Annotated in this window: 18 protein-coding genes; 8 read left to right on the forward strand and 10 right to left on the reverse strand. The window is 64.2% G+C overall.

The window, feature by feature from the left end:
* Positions 1-39 precede the first annotated feature (39 nt).
* The 7 genes from NEK97_RS16375 to NEK97_RS16405 form a co-directional block, all read right to left on the reverse strand.
* Positions 40-1,023 carry a glycosyltransferase gene (locus tag NEK97_RS16375; protein ID WP_257370846.1) on the reverse strand — a complete coding sequence of 328 codons (984 nt, stop codon included), beginning with the start codon at positions 1,021-1,023 and terminating at the stop codon, positions 40-42.
* A gap of 43 nt (positions 1,024-1,066) precedes the next feature.
* Entirely contained in the window at positions 1,067-1,792 is a 726-nt protein-coding gene (locus tag NEK97_RS16380; protein ID WP_257370847.1) for a tyrosine-protein phosphatase, read from the reverse strand.
* 55 nt (positions 1,793-1,847) lie between these two features.
* Positions 1,848-2,765: an SGNH/GDSL hydrolase family protein gene (locus tag NEK97_RS16385; RefSeq protein ID WP_257370848.1), complete on the reverse strand. Its 918-nt coding sequence runs from the start codon at positions 2,763-2,765 to the stop codon at positions 1,848-1,850.
* A 160-nt stretch (positions 2,766-2,925) separates the two neighbouring features.
* Positions 2,926-3,528, reverse strand: a complete 603-nt coding sequence (locus NEK97_RS16390; RefSeq protein ID WP_235517329.1) for a GNAT family N-acetyltransferase — start codon at positions 3,526-3,528, stop codon at positions 2,926-2,928.
* Between the two features lie 26 nt (positions 3,529-3,554).
* Positions 3,555-4,418, reverse strand: a complete 864-nt coding sequence (locus NEK97_RS16395; protein WP_257370849.1) for a 3-hydroxyacyl-CoA dehydrogenase family protein — start codon at positions 4,416-4,418, stop codon at positions 3,555-3,557.
* The gene (locus NEK97_RS16400) at positions 4,415-5,218 is read right to left on the reverse strand and encodes an enoyl-CoA hydratase/isomerase family protein (protein ID WP_257370850.1); all 804 of its coding nucleotides are present in this window, start codon (positions 5,216-5,218) and stop codon (positions 4,415-4,417) included. Before NEK97_RS16400 ends, NEK97_RS16395 begins: the two co-directional genes overlap by 4 nt.
* Positions 5,218-6,444, reverse strand: a complete 1,227-nt coding sequence (locus NEK97_RS16405; protein ID WP_257370851.1) for an acetyl-CoA C-acyltransferase — start codon at positions 6,442-6,444, stop codon at positions 5,218-5,220. Before NEK97_RS16405 ends, NEK97_RS16400 begins: the two co-directional genes overlap by 1 nt.
* Positions 6,445-6,701: 257 nt before the next feature.
* On the opposite strand from NEK97_RS16405, the gene NEK97_RS16410 reads away from it, so the two are divergent.
* Together NEK97_RS16410 and NEK97_RS16415 are read left to right on the forward strand one after the other, a co-directional pair.
* Positions 6,702-7,418 (forward strand): peptidoglycan-binding protein, encoded by a 717-nt coding sequence (locus NEK97_RS16410; protein ID WP_257370852.1) that lies wholly within the window; start codon positions 6,702-6,704, stop codon positions 7,416-7,418.
* A 7-nt stretch (positions 7,419-7,425) separates the two neighbouring features.
* Positions 7,426-10,050, forward strand: a complete 2,625-nt coding sequence (locus NEK97_RS16415; protein ID WP_257370853.1) for a hypothetical protein — start codon at positions 7,426-7,428, stop codon at positions 10,048-10,050.
* A 49-nt stretch (positions 10,051-10,099) separates the two neighbouring features.
* Here the strand turns inward: NEK97_RS16415 and NEK97_RS16420 are convergent, their stop codons facing one another.
* Positions 10,100-10,756, reverse strand: a complete 657-nt coding sequence (locus tag NEK97_RS16420; protein WP_257370854.1) for a pentapeptide repeat-containing protein — start codon at positions 10,754-10,756, stop codon at positions 10,100-10,102.
* Positions 10,757-10,976: 220 nt separating this feature from the next.
* Here NEK97_RS16420 and NEK97_RS16425 point away from each other — a divergent pair, with 220 nt between their 5' ends.
* Positions 10,977-11,702 (forward strand): dienelactone hydrolase family protein, encoded by a 726-nt coding sequence (locus NEK97_RS16425; protein ID WP_257370957.1) that lies wholly within the window; start codon positions 10,977-10,979, stop codon positions 11,700-11,702.
* Between the two features lie 92 nt (positions 11,703-11,794).
* Here NEK97_RS16425 and NEK97_RS16430 read toward each other — a convergent pair whose 3' ends face one another.
* Positions 11,795-13,258, reverse strand: coding sequence for an amino acid permease (locus tag NEK97_RS16430; RefSeq protein ID WP_235517335.1), 1,464 nt, complete (start codon positions 13,256-13,258; stop codon positions 11,795-11,797).
* Positions 13,259-13,488: 230 nt separating this feature from the next.
* On the reverse strand, positions 13,489-15,150 hold the full coding sequence (locus NEK97_RS16435) for an ABC-F family ATP-binding cassette domain-containing protein (RefSeq protein WP_257370857.1): 1,662 nt from the start codon (positions 15,148-15,150) through the stop codon (positions 13,489-13,491).
* 234 nt (positions 15,151-15,384) lie between these two features.
* On the opposite strand from NEK97_RS16435, the gene NEK97_RS16440 reads away from it, so the two are divergent.
* From NEK97_RS16440 to NEK97_RS16460, 5 genes are all read left to right on the forward strand, one after another.
* The gene (locus NEK97_RS16440) at positions 15,385-16,635 is read left to right on the forward strand and encodes an Nramp family divalent metal transporter (RefSeq protein ID WP_235517337.1); all 1,251 of its coding nucleotides are present in this window, start codon (positions 15,385-15,387) and stop codon (positions 16,633-16,635) included.
* Between the two features lie 56 nt (positions 16,636-16,691).
* Positions 16,692-17,420 carry a CPBP family intramembrane glutamic endopeptidase gene (locus NEK97_RS16445; RefSeq protein ID WP_257370858.1) on the forward strand — a complete coding sequence of 243 codons (729 nt, stop codon included), beginning with the start codon at positions 16,692-16,694 and terminating at the stop codon, positions 17,418-17,420.
* A gap of 45 nt (positions 17,421-17,465) precedes the next feature.
* A complete protein-coding gene (locus tag NEK97_RS16450) occupies positions 17,466-18,416 on the forward strand; it encodes a 1,4-dihydroxy-2-naphthoyl-CoA synthase (RefSeq protein WP_257370859.1) in 951 nt (316 codons plus the stop codon).
* 9 nt (positions 18,417-18,425) lie between these two features.
* Positions 18,426-19,565 (forward strand): AMP-binding protein, encoded by a 1,140-nt coding sequence (locus tag NEK97_RS16455; RefSeq protein WP_257370860.1) that lies wholly within the window; start codon positions 18,426-18,428, stop codon positions 19,563-19,565.
* A 61-nt stretch (positions 19,566-19,626) separates the two neighbouring features.
* Positions 19,627-20,505, forward strand: coding sequence for a 1,4-dihydroxy-2-naphthoate polyprenyltransferase (locus NEK97_RS16460; RefSeq protein WP_235517341.1), 879 nt, complete (start codon positions 19,627-19,629; stop codon positions 20,503-20,505).
* The last annotated feature ends 39 nt before the right edge of the window (positions 20,506-20,544 follow it).

A 20,544-nucleotide genomic window follows, 5' to 3' on the forward strand; every position in this document is an offset into this window, starting at 1 on the left:
AGAGCGTCCGCCCGAAACGGCCGGAACGTGAGAGAGCGTTTAGGCCCGGCCGCCGAGCTTCTTGGCAAGCAGCATGGGCTTCTTCAGGAACTCCCCCACGCTTGTCCGTGTCACCACCGTCTGGTTCAGCGCGTCGAGGCGGTCAAGGATGTGATCCAGCTTGGCTGTGGTCTCATCCAGCCGCCGCTGCTGGGCAACGATGAGTTCCTCTTGCTCGGCAAGGACCCGGGTCAGATAGAGCATGGTGCCAAGGCCGTTTTGGGCGACCCCTTCGCGGAGGTGCTCGTCCCGTACCAGTGCATCGTAGTGGGCGTGTTCGGCGGCCTTGGCGAAAATGCTGTTCCCATCATGGCCCGCGGACTCGGGGCGCTGGGACCAGAAGGCCAGCGGTTCGCCGTCGAGGAATCCTACGCGTGAGTGGCTCAATACGCGCAAGTGGAACTCCCAGTCACCCACCACAGGCAGGTTTTCGTTGTAATAGCCCACGGCGTCATGGAGGCTGCGACGGTACAGGAAGGAAATCGGGACTGCCCTGTTGATCTTCAGCATGTCCGCGAGGGTGATTTGGCGCATGTCCGCCCAGAAGATTTCCCGGCGGATGGGCTCGATCATGCCATCGACAAGCTCCTCGATGACAATTTCCGTCCGGACCATCACACCGGTTTCGGCGGCATGCGAGGGATCGTCAAGGTAGGCCACTGTTTGGGCGAGGAAGTCGGGTGCCCAGAAGTCGTCGTCATCGTGGATCACCACGAATTCACCCGAACCGGCCTTAACCCCGGCGTTTGATGCCGCTTCCATGCCCACTGATTCCGCGTGGTGCAAAGTGGTGATGCGGTTCCGCTCAGCCTCGCTCCGCTGGGAGGTGAGGTGATCGACGTCGGCCGGGATGCCGCCGTCGTTGACAATGACCAGCTCGAAGTCCTGGAAGGACTGCCCGAAGATGTCGTCCAACGCACGGGCGAGGAAGATGGGGCGGTTCTTGGTACGGGTCACAATGGTGACGCGGGCGCCATGGCTCATGCGGTTCCATCCAGGGTTTTGGTAAGAGGGGTTCGGCAGTGGTTCAACTCTGCATGGTAGCAGCGCCGCGACCGCCTGCTTTGGAACGTATGGCTGCCAGTTCCGGGCCGGTAACACCCTGTGCCGACAGGTACCGTTCAGGGTCCAACGCGTCGAGGAAGGCCCCCAGGCTGGTCCGGCGCTGGGTCAACAAGGCCTCCAGCTCGGCCTCGGTGAGGTAGGGATCGTGTTCATGTGGGGCCCCGTGGGTGCGATGACGCTCGTTGATACCACGGGCCGCGAGCTCATAACCGCTGATGATTTCCTCGTCGGTGTAGCCGGCCAGTCGCTGCAGCATCAGGGCGATCACGCCGCTGCGGTCGCGTCCCGCCGAGCAATGGACCACCACTTTGCCAGGCGATGCCGCGATGGCTTTGAACACTGCTGCAACCTTTTCGGCGAAGAGCTGGAGGTAGTCGGCGTACTGTTCGGGATCCTTGAGGTACGGGCCGAACAGCTCGCTGAAGCGGCTGTGGTCCGGATCTTCCGTGGGGCAATGGACGACGGCGATACGCGCCTTCACGTCCTCGGGCACCTGGGGATCGGTGTCGCGCGAGGTCCGTTCACGATCGGCGCGCAGGTCAATCACGGTGCGGACGCCGTCGTCGAACATCTGCCGCCAACCTGCTTCGGTGACCCACTCATGGCGGCCCATCCTGTACACGTCACCGGCGATCTGCCACGCGTTGACGGCTCCATCCCAGTGCACGCTATCGTGAGCTGAATCCATACAGCCAGCTAAGCACATTGGCTCGCCGGAGGTGATGCCCCCGGCGAGCCCAAGGCTACGGATAGACGGGCTGCGCCGGGACCACCGATGAAAGCAGCGCGGCGGCGTAAGCCTGGTGTCCGGCAGCGTTCGGGTGGAAGTTGGCATCCGGAAGCAGGGTCGACGGAGGCACCGGGGGCGCCAGCACGATCCACGGTTCCGGCGAATTCACTGCGTGACCAAGGAACCGCTGGGTCACATCAACAAAAACCGCCTTGGTCCGGCTGAGCCTGACGGCATCGGCGATCGCCTTATTCAGGGCATCAACAGCGGAATTCACCTGGACCTGGTTTTCCACCGGGACCACAGTGACGCCAGGGAGAACCAGGGGGCCTCGGGTCGGATCGAAAAGCCTCGGATACCCCATAACTGCAATGGCTGCCTGCGGTGCGGAAGCCCGGAGCAACGCGTATGTTCCCGCGAGCCCGACAGTAATCGCGGGCAGCTTGGCGCGGATTCCCGCCACAGTGGCGGCACATGTGGCCGTATCCGGGGTGGCGCAGTCACGTAGTGCCAGCAGGCTCCCGGCGTCGATGGCACCCGCAGTGATGCTCACCAATTCTGCCTTGGCCAGCGCAGATCTGCCGGTCCTGCTGAGAATCTGTTGAACCACCGACGGGGCGCCGTTATAGAAAGGGCCGCCCGGCACAAGCAAAGCTCCATGGCACGCCAGATTGGCCAGCAAGGTCACCTGTCCGGTGGCTGCAACCAGATCGACGTAGCCGCCCTTGCTTTGCCAGCACCCCGGCGGGGTCGGCGCGTATAAATCCCCCGCACCCGTTCCGGCCGTGTACGAATCTCCGAGTGCCACATAGTCGGGCAACGGTGGCGCGGCCGCCGTGGCCGGGCTGGCCGTGAAACCCAGACAAAGAGCCAGGATGGCGAGACCGCCCGCAAAAGCCGGGCGCCGCCGTCGTGCTTGATGAGTTGCCATGGTGAATCCCCTTTTTTTACCGCTCGTTGGGGCTCCGGTTCCGCATGCGCGGAAGTCACGGCTCGCCCACCAGTCGGCCGCGCACCGGGGCAATGTGTTGGCTAGATTACGCCTGCGACTGCGGAGGGAAAAGACCTTGCGTGCGCATAGTGCCGAAAGCTCACCCCTCGGCGCGGTACTTGGCCAAGCGGAACTCCAAGCCATTCCGCACGGCGGGCCACTCGTGCTCCAGGATGGAGAACACCACGGTGTCGCGGAGCGCTCCATCTGCGCTGCGCGAGTGGTTCCGGAGCACGCCGTCCTGCTTTGCGCCGAGCCTGGCGATCGCCTCGCGGGATTGCTGGTTCAGCCAGTGCGTGCGGAACTCCACGGCCGGGCAACCCAGCGTTTCGAAGGCGTGCCGCAGGAGCAGCAGCTTGGAATCCGGATTGGTTCCTGTGCCGTGCGCCGACACCGCGTTCCACGTGGAGCCGATCTCGACACGGGGTGTCACGGCGTCGATGTTCATGTACGTGGTCATGCCGATGAGCCTGCCCGTGGCGTTTGAGCGCGTGGCGAACGGCAGCATGGAACCCTTTGCCTGCAGGTCCAGGCGCCGATCAATCTCGGCGGCCATACCCTCCGGAGCCGGAACCGAGGTGTACCAGAGCTTCCACAGTTCGCCGTCGCGGGCAGCATCCACCAGCCCGTCATGGTGTTCCTGGCCCAGAGGTTCCAGCGTCACGAAGTTTCCGGTCAGGGTGATGGGTTCAATTGAAGTCACCCGGCTAGCCTAACCGGCCCTGCGCACTAGTCTTTCCAGTCGAAGAAGCCCTTGCCTGACTTGCGCCCCAGCTCGCCACGCGCCACCTTGTCACGGAGGATCTGCGGCGGCGCGAAGCGGTCGCCCAGCGTTGAATGCAGGTACTCGGCAATGCCCAGGCGGACATCCAGCCCCACGATGTCAGTGGTCTTCAGGGGTCCCGTGGGGTGTTTATAGCCAAGCACCATGGCGGCATCGATGTCCTCCGCAGACGCCACGCCCTCCTCCACCATGCGCATCGCCTCCAAGGCTATCGCCACACCCAGGCGGGAGGATGCGAAGCCCGGTGCGTCATTGACGACGACGGCGGTCTTGCCGAGTGCCTCGGTCCAGCTTTTCGCCGCAACAGCCAGTTCGGGAGACGTTTTTTCGCCCAGCACCACTTCAATCAGGGTTGATGCAGGCACGGGATTGAAGAAGTGGAGCCCCACAAAATGGGTGGGTCGACGAAGCTCGTTTGCCAGACCGGAGACGGACAGCGAGGAAGTGTTGGAGGCCAGGAATGCGTCCGCGGACAAGTGCTCCTCCACAGCCTTAAGGGCGCCGACCTTGAGTTCGTAGTCCTCCGGGACTGCTTCCACCACAAGCCCACAGTGGACGAAGGAAGCGTAGTCAGTGGAGGTGCTGAAGCGTGCCAATGCTTCCTCGGGCGTCCCCTCCAGGGTGCCGCGGGCGGCGGACTTGGCCACGGCCTCCGCCACCCGGCCCTGGGCTCCGGTGGCAGCTTCATGGTCACGCTCAACGACGATCACTGTGGCGCCCTTGGTCAGGAAGGCGTGTGCGATCCCGGCACCCATGCGGCCGCCACCCAGGACTCCAACAACGTGCGGTAGGGCGGTAACGTCGGTCATTTCTGGGTCCTGTCCTGCGTGGGAGCGTCTGTGTCTTGCGAAGCTTTGGCCGATTTTTTGTCGAGGAACGCCTGCATCCGGTCGAACTTGGCTTGGGACTCGAAGAGGATTCCCTGGGCGAGGGTGTCGATCAACGGGTGGGCTTCAGCCGGGGCATGGAATACGGACTTGGTGATCCGCACGGCCAAGGGGTCCTGACGACCGATCTTGTCAGCAAGGGTGTGGGCCGCGTCCATGAGCTCAGGTGCCTCGACGATGGCGGTGATGAGGTTGATCCGCAGGGCTTCCTCTGCCCGCAGGACCGCACCGGCCAGGAGGATCTCCTTGGCCTTCGGCTCACCCACGAGTTCCTTGAGCCGCCAGGTGGCACCGGCTGCAGCCAGGATCCCCAGACCCGTCTCCGGGTTTCCGATCCGGATGCTTGGAGTGCCGATCCGGAAGTCCGCGGCGTAGGCGAGTTCAGCACCTCCGCCCAGGCAATACCCGTCCAATGCCGCGATGACGGGCATGGGAAGTTTGGCGATGCGGGCGAAAATCGTGGAGTTGATTCCTTGGAGGGCATCGTCCCGTCGGCGTTCGCGCAGCTGGCCGATGTCAGCACCCGAGGCGAAGACGCCGTCCGTGCCGGCGATGATCAGGACCTTCGGGCTCCGTTCCAGCTCGGCGCAAACGAGGTGGAGCTCATCGACCATCTGCTGGTCGATGGCGTTGCGGACCTCGGGCCGGTTCAACAGGACGGTGAGCCGGTCTTCGCGCGCCTCGACAAGGAGGGTGGAGAAATCTTCCGGGTTCAGGGCCATTACACGCCTTCCAGCAGCATCGCAGTTCCTTGCCCGACGCCGATGCACATGGTCGCCAGGCCCAGCTTCGGTCCGGTTGCGGAAGCGAGTTCGCGCTCCATCCGACCCAACAGGGTGATGGCAATCCGCGAGCCGCTGGAACCCAGCGGGTGTCCCACACTGATGGCACCGCCGTCGTTGTTCACGATATCCGGGTTCAACCCGAGACGGCGCATGCTGGCCAGGGACTGCGTAGCGAAAGCCTCGTTGAGTTCCACGGCACCGAGCTTGTCCACGGTGAGGCCCGTGCGTGCCAGGATCTTTTGGGTTGCCGGCACCGGGCCAATTCCCATGATCTCCGGTTCGCAGCCCGCCGACGCGCCATCCACGATGCGGGCACGCGGCGTCAGGCCGAACTTTTTGATGGCTTCTTCAGAGGCGACGATGATGGCGGAGGCGCCGTCGTTCAGGGTGGAGGAGTTGCCGGCCGTGACCACGGAGCCGCCGGGGACCACGGGACGAAGCCCGGCAAGGACGTCCATGGTGGTGCCCAGCCGGGGGCCTTCGTCCGTATCCACGACTGTCTCGGATTTCCGTGTCTTGACGGTGACCGGAACGATTTCGTCCTTGAACCGGCCCCCGGCAATGGCGGCCAATGCCCGTTCGTGCGAGCGGACCGCGAAAGCGTCGGCGTCCTCACGGGAGATGTTGTCGACGCGGGCCACTTCCTCAGCCGTTTCCGGCATGGAGTAGGTCATCTTGCCGTCGCGGGAGAGCTCGCCCTTGGTGAAGAGCGGGTTGGTGAAACGCCAGCCGATCGATGTGTCGAAGATCTGGCCAGGCTTGGCGAAAGCCGCCGTCGGCTTTTCCTGGACCCAGGGCGCACGGCTCATGGACTCGACGCCACCGGCCACCACGATGTCCGCGGCACCGGATTTGATCATCTGGCTGGCCATGATGATGGCGCTCAGCCCCGAAGCGCACAGCCGGTTCACCGTGATGCCCGGGATGTGGAGGGGAAGTCCGGCCAGGATGGTCGCCATGCGTGCGACGTTGCGGTTTTCTTCACCGGCGCCGTTGGCGTTACCGAGAATCACCTCGTCAATGGTGTCAGGATCGACGCCGGCACGCGCCACTGCTTCCCGGACCACCAATGCTGCGAGGTCGTCGGGACGGACAGAGGACAGCGCCCCACCGTAGCGACCTACAGGCGTACGGGCGCCACCAACAAGAAAAGCCTCGACCATGAGAATATCCTTCGCGAAGTGAAAGGGACCGGTCGAGAATAATCTACCGACCGTTCGTTCTATAAAGATTACACGGACCGGCTGGACGGTCAACAGATGAAGCGCCGTGACTTACGCAGGACACCCTCTTACGGATTAATGATCATTATGCTTACTATTTGCTGGTACTTGGGCGCTTCCAGCCGAACCCGCCCGTTCGGGGCCGGCTGGGAGGTGCCCTGCACCCCCACTTGAGAATGCCGGATAGGGAGACTCCAATGAGCGATGACCGGGAAATGGCTGCACTGTCCGAGGAAGAACTCCTGTCACAAGGCGGAACTGCGCTTCCCGATAAGGAAGTGGCCTCCGTGCTGGACCTTAACGCCGACCTGAACCTGGGCATCAGCGCTGCGGCACCCATCGACCTTGGTGTTGCGGCCAACGCCAACGTCGCAGCACCCATCGACGCCAGCGCTTCCGCGAACGTTCTTTCGTTCGGGTCTGACTCGCAGGCCCTGGCGCAGCAGGGGACGCTCATTGATCAGGGCATCACCGGGGACGCCACCGCACATTCGGTCCAGGACAGCGGGATCGACCAAGGCACCGGCACTTCACCCGACATGACGACGACAGATCCCGCCGCGGCGGCCCCGGCTGCCGCTGCAGGTACCGCCGCGGTTCCCGACGGCGTACTGCCGGGCGGGACTGCCGCCGACGCCGGAGCTGCCGCTGCCGGCGCAGCTGGTGCACTGAATGGCAACCTGCTCAACGTGAACGTGAACCTGGACGCAAACGCCGGCATCGCGGCGCCGATCAACGGCGCTGTTGCTGCCAACGCCAACGTCGCTGCCCCTATCGATGCCTCCGTCGGAGCGAACATCGGATCGATCGACAGCAACGCGGTTGCCGTAGCCCACCAGGAGGCCATCATCAACCAGGACATCCACGGCAACGCCACGTCCACCGCCGATCAGCAGTCCACCATCCAGCAGTAGCGCCCGGATGAGTCTTGTTCAGGGAGGGCCGTCCGGCCAGGACGGCCCTCAGGTGCCCGCTGCGGCGACTGGCGGCCCGGCGGCCATGACGCAGGAGTTCCCTTCAGCAGCCGCCGGGTCTGCCGCCGCCGGGTCTGCTGCCGCCGGATCTGTCACTGCCGGGTCTGCCGACGTCGGGTCTGTCGCTGTCGGTGGGCAGCCCGTTCCGGTCCGAGCGGACGGCATCCAGCTCCTGGGCGAGACCAAGGGATCGGGCTACAAGGAGGCGCCGTCCCTGGTGCGCCGCGCCGACGGCCAGACAATCCAACTCACCCGGCTGCTCTACGTGGTTCTTGAGGCGATAGACGGCCGTCGCGACCTGGCCGCGATCGCCGAGCAGGCCAGCGATAGCTACGGAAAAGTTGTCAGCGCCGGGAACGTCCAAACCCTGATCACCTCACAGCTCCTACCCTTGGGCCTGCTGCAACTCGCGGACGGATCCCAACCGGAAGTCAAGAAGTCCAACCCTCTTCTGGGAATGCGGTTCAGGTACTCCGTCACGAACCCGGAGCGCACCCGAAAGCTCACTGCCCCGTTCGCCCGGCTGTTCAACCCACTCATCGTTGTGGCCGTAACGGCCGCTTTCCTGGCCACGTGTTGGTGGGTGCTCATGGTCAAGGGCCTGGCCTCGGCCACCCACCAAGCGTTCGCCGAGCCGGGCATGGTCTTGCTGATCCTGCTGGTCACCGTGCTCTCGGCCGGGTTCCACGAATTCGGCCATGCCGCCGCGGCCCGTCGCGGTGGCGCAACCCCGGGCGCGATGGGAACGGGCCTGTACCTGATGTGGCCGGCGTTCTATACCGACGTCACGGACTCGTACCGGCTTGACCGGGGCGGCCGGATCCGAACCGACCTGGGCGGGCTCTACTTCAATGCGATCGTGGCTGTGGCCATCATGGGTATTTGGTGGGCCACAGGATTCGACGCCCTCCTGCTGGTGGTGGTCACCCAGATCCTCCAAATGGTGCGGCAGCTCATGCCCATGGTGCGATTCGACGGCTATCACATCCTCGCCGACGCCACCGGGGTTCCAGACCTGTTCCAGCGGATCAAACCCACCCTGCTGGGTTTGCTGCCGTGGCGCGCAACAGATCCCGAAGCCAAACTCCTCAAGCCCTGGGCCCGTGCCGTTGTGACCATCTGGGTCCTGGTGACAGTGCCCCTGTTGCTCTTCAGCATGGTCACGATGGTGATCAGCCTCCCCCGGATACTGGCTACTGCCTGGGACAGCGGCGTGAAGCAGCAGGCCATGCTCTCCCAGAGTATGGCCGCCGGGAACTTCGGCGATGCCGCGGTACGCGTCATCGCGATCCTATGCATCGCCCTGCCCATCCTTGGCATCATCTACATCCTGCAGCGCCTGCTCCGCCAGATGGTCACCGGGCTCTGGCAACGCACCCAGGGCAAGTCGCTGCAGCGAGTATTGGCGATGATCGCCGTCGTCGCTGTGATGGCTGGTTTGGCGTGGGCATGGTGGCCCGGTGCCGGCACCTACCACCCGGTACAGTCCTACGAACGCGGGACCATCGCTGATGTCGCCACGACAGTTTTTCCCGCTGTCACAGCCCAAGGAATGCACGAAGGGCAGGCTGGCCGGACCGTTGCGCTGTGGCCCGCGGGAACCGCCACGCCCACCCGCGAAGACCCGCAACTGAGCATGGTTCTGGTGCCCCGGGAAGCTCCCGCAAAGAGCGGCCAGGCCAGCGACTCCGGAACCCCTGCCACCGCCGCACCTTCCTGGGTGTTCCCGTTCGACAAACCCGCCGCTCCCGAGGACGGCGACAACCAAGCCCTCGCGGTCAACACTAAGGACGGGTCCGTGGTGTACGACGTCGCGTTCGCCTTGGTCTGGGCCGAAGACGGCCAGACCGTCGGGAACACCAACGAGGCGTACGCCTTTGCCAGCTGCAAAGACTGCGCAGCCGTTGCGGTGGGATTCCAGGTGGTGCTGATCGTGGGCCAAGCCAATGTTGTGGTCCCCGAAAACCTCTCGGCCGCGGCCAACTACAACTGCGTCCGGTGCCTCACCTACGCACTGGCCAGCCAGTTGGTCCTCACCTTGGACGGCCCGTTGAGCCCTGAGGGCATGGCCAAGCTCAATGCACTCTGGCAGCAAATCGCGGAATATGGCAGGAACCTGCAGAACGTCCCGCTGTCAGAGATCCAAGGCAAACTGCAAGGGTTCAAGGACCAAATCACCGCCATTATCCGCGCGGAGCCCGGCGCCACACCCGGCGGCGCACCCACCCCGGCACATTCCTTGACGGGGACTACGCAGCCAGCGGAGGACACGGGCACGGAGTCTCCGGCACCTGTCCAGACACAGCCGGCTGGATCAAGTGCCTCCCCCGCACCGAACCCGGCTCTTCCGCAGGGCCCGGCATCCGTCGAGCCCGGCGGTCCCAGCCAGCCGGCTGGGCCAGGCCCGCAGAACGGCACAGGAAACCAAACGGGTACGGGCTCGCAGACTGGCACGGGCAACCAGGACGGCACAGGCCAGCCAGCGGAGACCACTGCACCAACCCCTGCGGCGAGTCCCCCGCCTCCCGTTGTGGCGCCCGCACCACCAGCCACGTCCGTGCCGAGCCCCTAGGCTGCAACGCAGGAACGATCAAGGCCGCCGGCTTCGTCACAGGAGGGCGTCAGACCACCCGGATCCCCACGTGCCCAGCCAAGAGCGGCGCCAGCAAGCTCAGTTGGTAGTCATCAATCACGACGCCGGCCAGACCGGCCAGGCCGTTGACTCCGCGGAACTCGGTAGTCCGCAAATCCACGTCCTTCAGCTTGGCACCGGTGACATCCAAGGTGCCGATGGTGCAGTTCTTCAACGCCAGCCTCGTCCCGGTGCATCCACCGAGGTCAAGCTCGTTGATGATGCAGTCGGAGATCTGAACATCCATGAGTTTGGAGCCCCGGAGGTTCACGTAATCAAGCTTGCCGCCGTCGATGCGGACCGAACGCCAGTTGCCTTCGTAAAGTTCGGCTGATCCCCACCGGGGGTTGCTGATCTCCACGTCCTGCCACGATGTCCGGGCAGCCATGAAAACCGGTGCGTAGGGTTCGGCCAGGACGCACTCCCTGAACGTGGCGCCGCGCAGTTGGGCCTCGTTGAAGGACACGCCTTTGAACTCGCACTCGATGAAATCTGCGCCGCTCAGTTCCTCTCCCTCCGCAGAGACGCGGGTGAGCCGGACGCCGTCGTACCTTTCACCCCGCTGGAAGTCCGGGGCGTCGTCGTCACGAAGTTCGTCCAACCTCACTGGGGAAATTTTGGGGGCCGCGACCTTGGCCACCGGCATCAGAGGGTTTCCCGCATGGTGATCAGGGACAGTTCGGGCCAAACCCTCGTTGGTCCGGCGGTGATGTGCTGCGTGAGTGTGGTGGATAGTTCCATGCTTCGAGCCTATCCCCGGCTGCCGACAAAGACCGACGGCCGGTCCTTGCCTGAACGGTTCCGATGGCGAAAACTGACTTGAGTCGGCGCATTCCATGGCGCTGGACGCACAGCGAAAGGCCCCCATGGTCACTATCGATTTGAGCGCAACGAGCCAGGCGTCCGGAGGTTCCTCCGCGTTGCAGGGCTACTTGGCCGAGCCCGACGGCGTTGGACCGTTCCCGGGAGTGGTGATGATCCACGAGGCCTTCGGACTGGATGATGTGATGCGTCGCAACGCAGACCGGCTCGCGGCCGCGGGCTACCTTACGTTGGCAGTGGACCTATACAGTGACGGCGGCCCCCGGCGCTGCCTGGTGGCCACCATGGGCGCCATGCTCGCGGGCGAAGGCCGGGCCTTCACCGACATCTCCACCGCCAAAGCCTGGTTGCGGGCGGACGGCAAGTGCACGGGGAAGGTGGGCGTCATTGGCTTCTGCATGGGCGGTGCGTTCGCGCTGCTGGCCGCCAACGACGGTTTTAATGCCGCGTCCGTGAACTACGGCCAATTGCCCCGGGACCTGCACAGCGCCCTCGAAGGCTCCTGCCCGATGGTCGCGAATTACGGCGGCAAGGACCGGACCTTGCCCGGAGCGGCAGCGAAATTGGAGGCGGCCCTCACCAGCCTGCGCATTGAGCACGACGTCAAGGAATTTCCGACGGCGGGCCACGCCTTCATGAACGACGCCCCCATTGGCCCGAAAGTGCTCCGTCCACTGATGCGGGTCATGGGCATCAAACCCGATCCTGCCTCCGCCCCGGAAGCGTGGCGCCGTATCGAGGACCATTTCGCGAAGCACCTTTCGGGCTGAACCGGCAACGGAAGCAAAAACGACGGCGGGTGCCGCCTGGGGTGAACTGGTCACCCAAGGCGGCACCCGCCGTCGTGCGTTCTGTAGAACCGTTAGCTGAAGAGCTCGCTCTTGGGCTCGTTGTTCTTGACCTTCTGCCAGCCCAGCCAAAGGATCAGGGCGAAGAAAGGAATGGTTGCCAGGGTCCACAGGCCAAGCAGGAAGACCTCGCCGGTTTCCTTGTTGGTCATGGAGTCGAAACCGATGAGCACGGTGATGGCCAGCAGGGCCACCAGGCCCAACCAGCTGGTCCACGGCGAACCGGGCATCGGCAGGCTGGAGACCTTTCCGCGCTTCTTCCGCAGGGCGATCTGGCTGGCAAAGATAGAACCCCAGGTGAAGATCACGCCGATGGATGCGGTGTTCAGGGCGAGGTCGAACGCGTGGGAGCCACCGAGCCAGATGTTGAGCAGGATGCCCACCAGGTAAACGGCGCCGATGGCCAGGATGGCTGCGTACGGCACGTGGCGCGCGGACATCCGGGTGAGCCACTGCGGTGCGTGGCCGTTGTTTGCCATGGTGCGGAAAATTCGGCCGATCGAGTACAGGCCCGAATTGCAGGACGACAGGGCAGCGGTGATGACGATCATGTTCATGACATCGCCCATCCAGCCCAGGCCCATCTGCCCGAATACGGTAACGAACGGCGAGGTGCCGGCCACGTACTGGTCGGACGGGAGCAGCATCGCGAGCAGCGTCACCGAACCGACGTAGAAGACCACAATACGGATCACGACGGCGCGGATCGCCTTGGGAACTTCACGTTCCGGGTTTTCCATCTCACCGGCCGTGATGCCCACCAGTTCGATGGCGTTGTAAGCGAAGATGACGGCGTTCAGGACCAGGATCATCACCAGGCCGCCCTTGGGGAACATGCCGCCGTCCGCATGGAACAGGTTTGCAACAGACGCGTGCCCCTCGCCCACCTTGGCGTTGGTGACAACCATGAACGTGCCCACAGCCAGGAAGATCACAATGGCCGCGACCTTGAGGCAGGATGCCCAGAATTCGAACTCACCGAAGGCTTTGACGCTGAACAGGTTCACGGCCACCAGCAGCACCAGCGCCGCAATGGCGGACATTTCGATGGGTACGTTCGGGAAGAAGAACTGGAAGTAGAGGCCGATCGCGATGAGCTCGGCGATGCCGGTCATGGCCCAGTTGATGAAGTACATCCACCCGGAAAGGTAGGCGCCCTTCTTGCCGAACATCTCACCGGCGTAGCTCACGAAGGAGCCCGAGGTCTGGCGGTACATGATGAGTTCGCCAAGGGCGCGCATCAGCAGGTAAGCGATGACGCCTGCAATGGCGTAGGAGAAAATCAGGGCCGGGCCCGTGGAGGCCAGGCGGCCACCGGCGCCCATGAAGAGGCCGACGCCGATGGCGCCACCCATGGCGATCATGGTGACGTGGCGGCGGCTCAGGCTCTTCTGGTAACCCTCGGCGCTGAGGGTCGAACCCGTGGCACCGGATGAGGCCGGGGAGTTCTTGAGATCTGTGGGAGTACTTTGCGGCACAGCTGTTCCTTGTGGGTCGGGGTGTTGCTGTAGGTGTTTTCGCCCAGTGCCGGAACACAGGCGGGTTTGGCACACATAATTCGGGGTTTCCCGCTTTAGGGATCCCGAAGTGTGACAAAGAACGCAGAACGCCGAAGCTTCGCGCAACCCGTCTATCTTACGGGATTAACCGGAATGCCCGTGACGCAGGCAACAACACCCGGTCGCGGATGGCCAGCGCGGGGTCTTCGCTACAGGAGGAAGCCGTCGGCCATCCGTCGACGCACCCAGCTTCCGGCGCCCGCCTCGGAACGCGCGCAGCGGTCGAACCACTCCCCCAGCGCGCGATCATGGCTGACGATCACCACGGTTCCCGCGAACGAAGCGAGCGCGGCCTCGAGTTGCTCCACGAGCGCTGGTGCCAGGTGGTTGGTGGGCTCGTCCACGATCATGGTCCCGTAGCCGCCCAGCAGGAGCCGGGCGAGGGCGAGCCGCCGTTGTTGCCCCGCGGACAAACTGCCGACAGGCACGTGGAACTCCGCAGGACGGAACAGGCCCAACCGGAGGAGGCCCTCGGCATGTTCGTCGATGTTTCCGCCCAGACCCTCGGCAAACGCAGGCAGCAGCCGCAAGCCGGGCCTCGCCGGCACATGGATTTCCTGCTGCAGGTACCCCACGGAGCCATTGATGGCCACAGCACCCGTGGCCGGCTCCAGGTCACCCACCAGGACTGAGAGCAGGGTGGATTTCCCGGCGCCGTTAGGGCCGGTGATCAACACCTTTTGGCCCGTCTCCACGGAGAAATCAGTGGGCTGCAGACGCCCCGGGACGCTGACTCCGCTGGCTTTCACGGCCGGTTCGGACGCCTCTACGGCCGCTGGACCGGAGGTCATCAGGGGCGCCGCCAGGGTCAGGGGCACGGGCGGGCGGTCCACGGGATTCTCTTCCAGCCGGCGGAGCCGCTCCTGCGCGTTTCGGACCTTGCTGGCAGCAGCACTCTGCCAGGTTCCAGTCTTGAAGCCGAAAGCCATCTTGTCGTTGTCGCGCTTCCGGCCATAACCCATGCCATCGGCCACGGTGGCAGCCTGAAGGCGCTCCGCTGCCATGGCGTCGAGCCAGCCCTCATACTGCTGAACCCAACGGGCGCGTTCGGCCGCCTTTTCGCGGAGGTACCCGTCGTACCCATTGCCGTAGCGGTTCACAGAGCGGCGCTCAGCGTCCACTTCCACAATGGTGGTGGCCACTTTGCGCAGAAGGACACGGTCGTGGGACACCACCACCACGGTTCCGCGATGTGCGGCCAGCCGCGACTCGAGCCAGGCGGTTCCCTCCGCATCCAGGTGGTTGGTGGGCTCATCCAGCAGCAGGGCCTCGGCCGGATCGGCCAGGAGGCAGGCCAGGGCAACCCGCTCCTGCTCGCCTCCTGACAACGATCCAAGCGTTCGACGGCGGTCCAAGCCTCCCAGCCCCAGCTTGTCCAGCGCTGCTTCCACCCGCGACTCGGCCGCGTACCCTTCGCGGAGCTGGTACTCCGTCTGCAGGCTTCCGTAGAGTTCCAAGGCATCGGGATCGGCGTCGGCGAGGTCGCGCTCAAGCTCCGCGATGCGATCTTCGAGGTCGCGGAGGGCACCAAGGGAAGCATCGATGACCTCCCCCACGGTCAAGGACTCGGGGAAGCCGTGGGTTTGCGCGAGGTAACCCACGCGGTAGCCGGAGTCACCTGCCAAACCGGCAGAGCCGTCGTCGGGCGCCTCGACGCCGGAGAGAAGGCGCAGGAGCGTGGACTTGCCTGCGCCGTTCTCGCCCACGATTGCGACGTGCTCTCCGTGATGAATCACGAGGTGGGCATCGTTGAAAAGTTTGCGGTCCCCATAGCTGTGGGAAACGCCGGAAAGGTAAAGGTGGTCAGTCAAGAGGGATCCTCGCAAGTCCGCAGCGGTTGGCAGACAGCCATGTGGGCACTGGGATGCAGCCGAAAGTGGGGGCTGCGCTCAAGACTTCATCGCTCCAGCCTGCCGGGCGTACCGCGTCGAGTCAAGCCGCGGGTGGTCCGAGAGGCGTCAACGGGTGGCCTAAATAATACTTTTCGGTATGCCTAACTTTCGGTTATCCTCGTTATCAGAGCACCCCCAACGATGAGGACCACCATGGCTGCACCAACCCTGCAAACACGCGTCACGCCTGCCAAGGTCTGGTCCCGCCTGCTGCTGCTGGGCCCCGCTTTCGTGGCTGCCATCGCTTACGTGGACCCAGGAAATGTGGCCGCGAACCTCACTGCGGGCGCCAAGTACGGATACTTGCTGGTCTGGGTCCTGGTGGCCGCCAACGCCATGGCCGTCCTGGTGCAATACCAGTCCGCCAAGCTCGGCCTGGCCACTGGACTGAGCCTTCCTGAAATCCTGGGACAACGGCTGGGCACAAAACGCCGGCGCCTTTACTGGGCGCAGGCCGAGATCGTTGCCGGAGCTACCGACATGGCCGAGGTGATCGGCGGCGCCGTGGCCCTCAACCTGCTGTTCGGGCTGCCCCTGCTGGCGGGCGGAGTGATCGTCGGCGTCGCATCCATGCTGCTGCTGGCCCTGCAGTCGAGGCGGGGACAACGCTCCTTTGAGTACGCCATCCTGGTTCTCCTGGGAATCATTGCCGTCGGATTCGTCTCGGGGTTGTTCGTGAATCCGCCCGATGCCGGCGAAGCGTTGGGCGGCTTGCTTCCGCGGTTCGAAGGCCCGGACACCGTACTCCTCGCTGCAAGCATGTTGGGCGCCACCGTGATGCCCCACGCGATCTACCTTCACTCCGCCCTTGCCCGGGACCGGCATGGCTTCTCCAAAGACCCCCTGGTCCGGACCCGGCTGATCCGGACCACCCGGGTGGACGTCGTTGGCGCTTTGCTGCTCGCCGGCATCGTCAACATCTCCATGTTGCTGCTGGCGGCCTCCAGCCTTCGCGGGATCGAGGGAACCGACACCATCGCCGGAGCCCACGCCGCTGTTACAGCGGCCTTGGGTCCCACCATTGGAGTCGTGTTCGCCATCGGGCTGCTGGCCTCGGGGCTGGCGTCGACATCCGTGGGCTGCTATGCCGGTGCAACCATCATGGGTGGGCTGCTGAAGGTAAAGATCCCACTGCTGACCCGCCGGGTCATTACCCTGGTTCCCGCCTTGGTCATCCTGGGAGCCGGGGTTGAACCGACACTCGCATTGGTCCTCAGCCAGGTGCTGCTCAGCTTCGGAATACCCTTCGCCCTGATCCCCTTGATCCGTTTGACCGGCAAGCGTGAGGTGATGGGAATCCACGCGGACACCCTTCCCCTGAAAATTGCCGGCTGGACCAGTGCCACCCTGATTGTCGGGCTGAACTGCGTACTTATCGCCCTGACCCTTGGCGGCCAATCCTGAGGCCATACCCGCCATGCGGGATGAAAATCGCCAAACGGCAAAGCTAGTCTGGTCCTATGGGCACCATCACCAGCAAGGCACGTTTGTACCGCTTTACCGCACTCGATGCCTTGGCCGTGGCCGCGTACCTGGGATTCACCATCTACTTCACGGTTTCCGGCGAGACCGTCGAACGGCTGATGCTTCAGCTGTTCAACGACCCGGCCACCGCATCCTATGCCGTCAACGCCATCTTTTATGCCGGCGTCGGAATATTCGCGATAGCGTCCGCTTGGCGGGTAGCCGGACGCGACCTGAGGATCCTTGGCACCCGGCCGTGGTTCACGTTGGGGATGGTCCCGCTGGCCATCGTGGTGATGCTCATCCTGACGGCGATTCTGGTCGCAGCGTTCGGAACCGCCGAAACCTCGGAGAACCAGCTGGGCATCCAGGGCCTGCTGCAGCATGTGCCGGCATGGCTCATGGTTCCGCTGCTGGTGTTGCTTGGCCCCTTTGTTGAGGAATACCTGTTCAGGCACCTGCTGATCGGCAAATTGTCCGGGTACGTGAACATCTGGGTCTGTTGCATCATCTCCGTGCTGGTGTTCGCATCCATCCACGTGATTGGCCGGGAAGGAATGGTGCTTTCCGCACTCGCACCCTACCTGGGCATGGCGGTGGTGCTGGTGGCGGTTTATGTGTGGACCGGAAAGAACCTGATGTTTTCCTACTTTGTCCACGCAGCCAAGAACCTCATGGCCGTGGTCCTTATCTACGCCGTACCACCCGAATTGCTCCCCACCTAAGACCCCGAGTTCTGCATCAGCTGACGCCATTACTAGACTCGGACTGTGAACAACCAACTCCCTGCCAAGGTTTCCGACGTCTTTGACCCCTCACGCTGGCGCACAGTATCCGGCTTCGATGACTTCAAAGACATGACTTACCACCGGCAGGTTGAGCGTTCGGCGGACGGCACGTCCAAGGACCTCCCCACGGTCCGGATCGCCTTCAACCGCCCCGAAGTCCGCAATGCGTTCCGTCCCGGCACCGTGGACGAGCTCTATCGGGCCATGGACCACGCCCGCATGACACCTGACGTGGCCACGGTCCTTCTCACCGGCAACGGGCCTTCCGAAAAGGACGGCGGCCACTCGTTCTGTTCCGGCGGCGACCAGCGCATCCGGGGCCGCGACGGCTACCGGTACGCAGACGGTGAAACGCAGCAAACCATAGACCCCGCCCGCGCCGGCCGGCTCCATATCCTCGAAGTCCAGCGGCTGATGCGGACCATGCCCAAGGTGGTTATCGCCGTCGTCAATGGTTGGGCAGCCGGCGGCGGCCACTCCCTGCACGTGGTCAGCGACCTCACCATCGCCTCCCGGGAGCACGGCAAGTTCAAGCAGACCGACGCCACAGTGGGAAGTTTCGACGCCGGATACGGCTCCGCGCTGCTGGCGCGCCAGATCGGGCAGAAGGCTGCGAGGGAGATCTTCTTCCTGGCCCGCGAATATTCCGCGGACGACATGGTCCGCATGGGCGCCGTTAACGAGGCCGTGGACCACGAAAGGCTTGAAGAAGTCGCCTTGGAATACGCCGCCGACATCGCGCGCCAATCCCCCCAGGCCATCCGTATGCTCAAGTTCGCATTCAACCTGGCCGACGACGGCCTGGCAGGGCAGCAGGTCTTCGCCGGCGAGGCTACCAGGCTGGCCTACATGACGGACGAGGCCGTAGAGGGCAAGGAAGCTTTCCTCCAGAAACGCGACCCCGACTGGTCCAACTTCCCCTACTACTTCTAGGACCGGCCCGTGGACATCGATCCCGTACTCAAAGCACTCGCCGCTGCCCTGCACGGCGAGGGTCCCGCCGTCGAAATCGTCACCCAGGAAGACGGCGGCTTAGCTGCAGTCCCGGTTGAGACCGGCATCGAGGACGCAGCCGTGGTGGTCCGGACTTCCGGTTCCACCGGCGCGCCCAAGGCAACGGTCCTGACGATTGACGCCCTCGCAGCGTCCTCCGTATCCACGGCGATGGCGCTTCGCGGCGAAGGTCAATGGCTGCTGGCCCTTCCCCTGCAGTACGTGGCGGGCGTCCAGGTCCTGGTGCGCTCCCTCTATGCCGGGACGCGTCCGTGGGTGATGGACCAGTCGAACGGTTTCACGCCCGAGGCCTTCACTGCCGCAGCCGGGGAACTCACGGACAAAATCCGCTTCACCTCCTTGGTGCCCACCCAGCTGCAACGGCTCCTGGACTCCCCCGCGCCGGAGACCCTGGCCGTGCTGCGCCGCTTCAACGCGATTCTCCTGGGCGGTGCACCGGCGTCGGCTGAATTGCTCAGTGCTGCGCGGGACAAGGGGCTCACGGTCGTCACCACGTACGGCTCGGCCGAGACCTGCGGCGGGTGCGTTTACGACGGCGAGCCGCTGGACGGCGTCGAGGTCCGCATTGGCGAGGGCGAGCTGGAAGGCCGCATCCTCCTCGGTGGCGCCACGGTGGCGGCCGGCTACCTGGACGCCGCCCGCGCCTCCAAAGCAGCGTTCTTCGAAGAGGACGGGGTCCGCTGGTACGTCACGGGCGATCTCGGAGAACTGGCCGACGACGGCAAACTCACCGTGCTGGGCCGCGCTGACGACGTCATCATCACCGGCGGGATCAAAGCCTCCGCTTCCTACATCCAAAGCAAGCTCGAAGCGCTCGACGGCGTGAACGCGGCTTTTGTGGCCGGCGTCCCTTCGCGCGAGTGGGGGCAAGCCGTGGCGGCGTACGTTGCCGTGGCTGATCCTTCGCCCGAGGGTGTGAAGGGATTCACCGCCCGTCGCGAGGAAGCACTGGGCGTCCTGGCCCCCAAGACAGTGTTTGCTGATAAGGATTTGCCCATGCTTCCGAACGGAAAACCGGACCGCATGGCCATGATTGAACTGCTTTCCAACCTGCATCAGGGACAATAGACACGTTCTTACCCCACACCCCTGACGAACGATCAACCGCGAAATACACGAGGTACTACACGTGGCGACAGCTGCACAATGGATTCAAGGAGCCCGGCTCCGCACACTGCCCGCGGCCATCGCGCCCGTCCTCATCGGTTCGGCAGCGGCGTACGAGCTCCATTCGTTCCGGCTGCCGAACGCGATCCTGGCGGCGCTCGTTGCCCTGCTGCTTCAAGTCGGAGTCAACTACGCCAATGACTACTCCGACGGCATCCGGGGCACGGACGAGGACCGCGTTGGCCCGCTGAGGCTGGTTGGTTCAGGCGCGGCCAAACCCGAGCAAGTGAAGTGGGCCGCGTTCGGCCTTTTCGGCTTGGCGATGGTGTGTGGCCTGATCCTGGTAATCATCACGCAGTCCTGGTGGCTGATCCTGGTAGGCATCGGCTGCGTCCTGGCGGCGTGGGGCTACACCGGCGGCAAGAACCCCTACGGCTACATGGGTCTGGGCGACGTGTTCGTGTTCGTCTTCTTCGGACTGGTCGCCACCCTTGGCACCACGTACACGCAGGCCGGGCAGGTGAGCCTGGCAGCCGTGATCGGCGCGATAGGGACCGGCCTGATCGCCTGCGCCCTCCTGATGGCCAACAACGTCAGGGATATTCCTACGGATACGGTGGCGGGCAAGAGGACCCTGGCTGTTCGGCTGGGAGACAGGCACGCACGCGAGAGCTACGTCCTGATGCTGGGTGTCGCCATCCTCCTGGTGGTAGTCCTCGCACCCACCAAGCCGTGGATGTTGATCGTGTTGTTGCTGATCCCCGCCTGCCTCATGCCGGCCTGGCTGATGATCAACGGCAAGAAGCGTAAGAGCCTCATCCCGGTGCTCAAGCAGACCGGCCTGATCAACCTGGGATACAGCCTGCTCTTCTCGTTGGGCCTGATCCTGACCCGCATCTGAGTTTTTATACAGCTAACGCCCCTAAAACGCGGTTTTAGG

The organism is Paenarthrobacter sp. UW852 (genome assembly GCF_024608385.1).
GTDB lineage: Bacteria > Actinomycetota > Actinomycetes > Actinomycetales > Micrococcaceae > Arthrobacter.

Bases quoted from the DNA above. Each gene is read 5' to 3' on its own strand.
- NEK97_RS16375 (WP_257370846.1), bottom strand. From the start codon at position 1,023: ATGAGCCATGGCGCCCGCGTCACCATTGTGACCCGTACCAAGAACCGC.
- NEK97_RS16380 (WP_257370847.1), bottom strand. From the start codon at position 1,792: ATGGATTCAGCTCACGATAGCGTGCACTGGGATGGAGCCGTCAACGCG.
- NEK97_RS16385 (WP_257370848.1), bottom strand. From the start codon at position 2,765: ATGGCAACTCATCAAGCACGACGGCGGCGCCCGGCTTTTGCGGGCGGT.
- NEK97_RS16395 (WP_257370849.1), bottom strand. From the start codon at position 4,418: ATGACCGACGTTACCGCCCTACCGCACGTTGTTGGAGTCCTGGGTGGC.
- NEK97_RS16400 (WP_257370850.1), bottom strand. From the start codon at position 5,218: ATGGCCCTGAACCCGGAAGATTTCTCCACCCTCCTTGTCGAGGCGCGC.
- NEK97_RS16405 (WP_257370851.1), bottom strand. From the start codon at position 6,444: ATGGTCGAGGCTTTTCTTGTTGGTGGCGCCCGTACGCCTGTAGGTCGC.
- NEK97_RS16410 (WP_257370852.1), top strand. From the start codon at position 6,702: ATGAGCGATGACCGGGAAATGGCTGCACTGTCCGAGGAAGAACTCCTG.
- NEK97_RS16415 (WP_257370853.1), top strand. From the start codon at position 7,426: ATGAGTCTTGTTCAGGGAGGGCCGTCCGGCCAGGACGGCCCTCAGGTG.
- NEK97_RS16420 (WP_257370854.1), bottom strand. From the start codon at position 10,756: ATGCCGGTGGCCAAGGTCGCGGCCCCCAAAATTTCCCCAGTGAGGTTG.
- NEK97_RS16425 (WP_257370957.1), top strand. From the start codon at position 10,977: ATGGTCACTATCGATTTGAGCGCAACGAGCCAGGCGTCCGGAGGTTCC.
- NEK97_RS16440 (WP_235517337.1), top strand. From the start codon at position 15,385: ATGGCTGCACCAACCCTGCAAACACGCGTCACGCCTGCCAAGGTCTGG.
- NEK97_RS16445 (WP_257370858.1), top strand. From the start codon at position 16,692: ATGGGCACCATCACCAGCAAGGCACGTTTGTACCGCTTTACCGCACTC.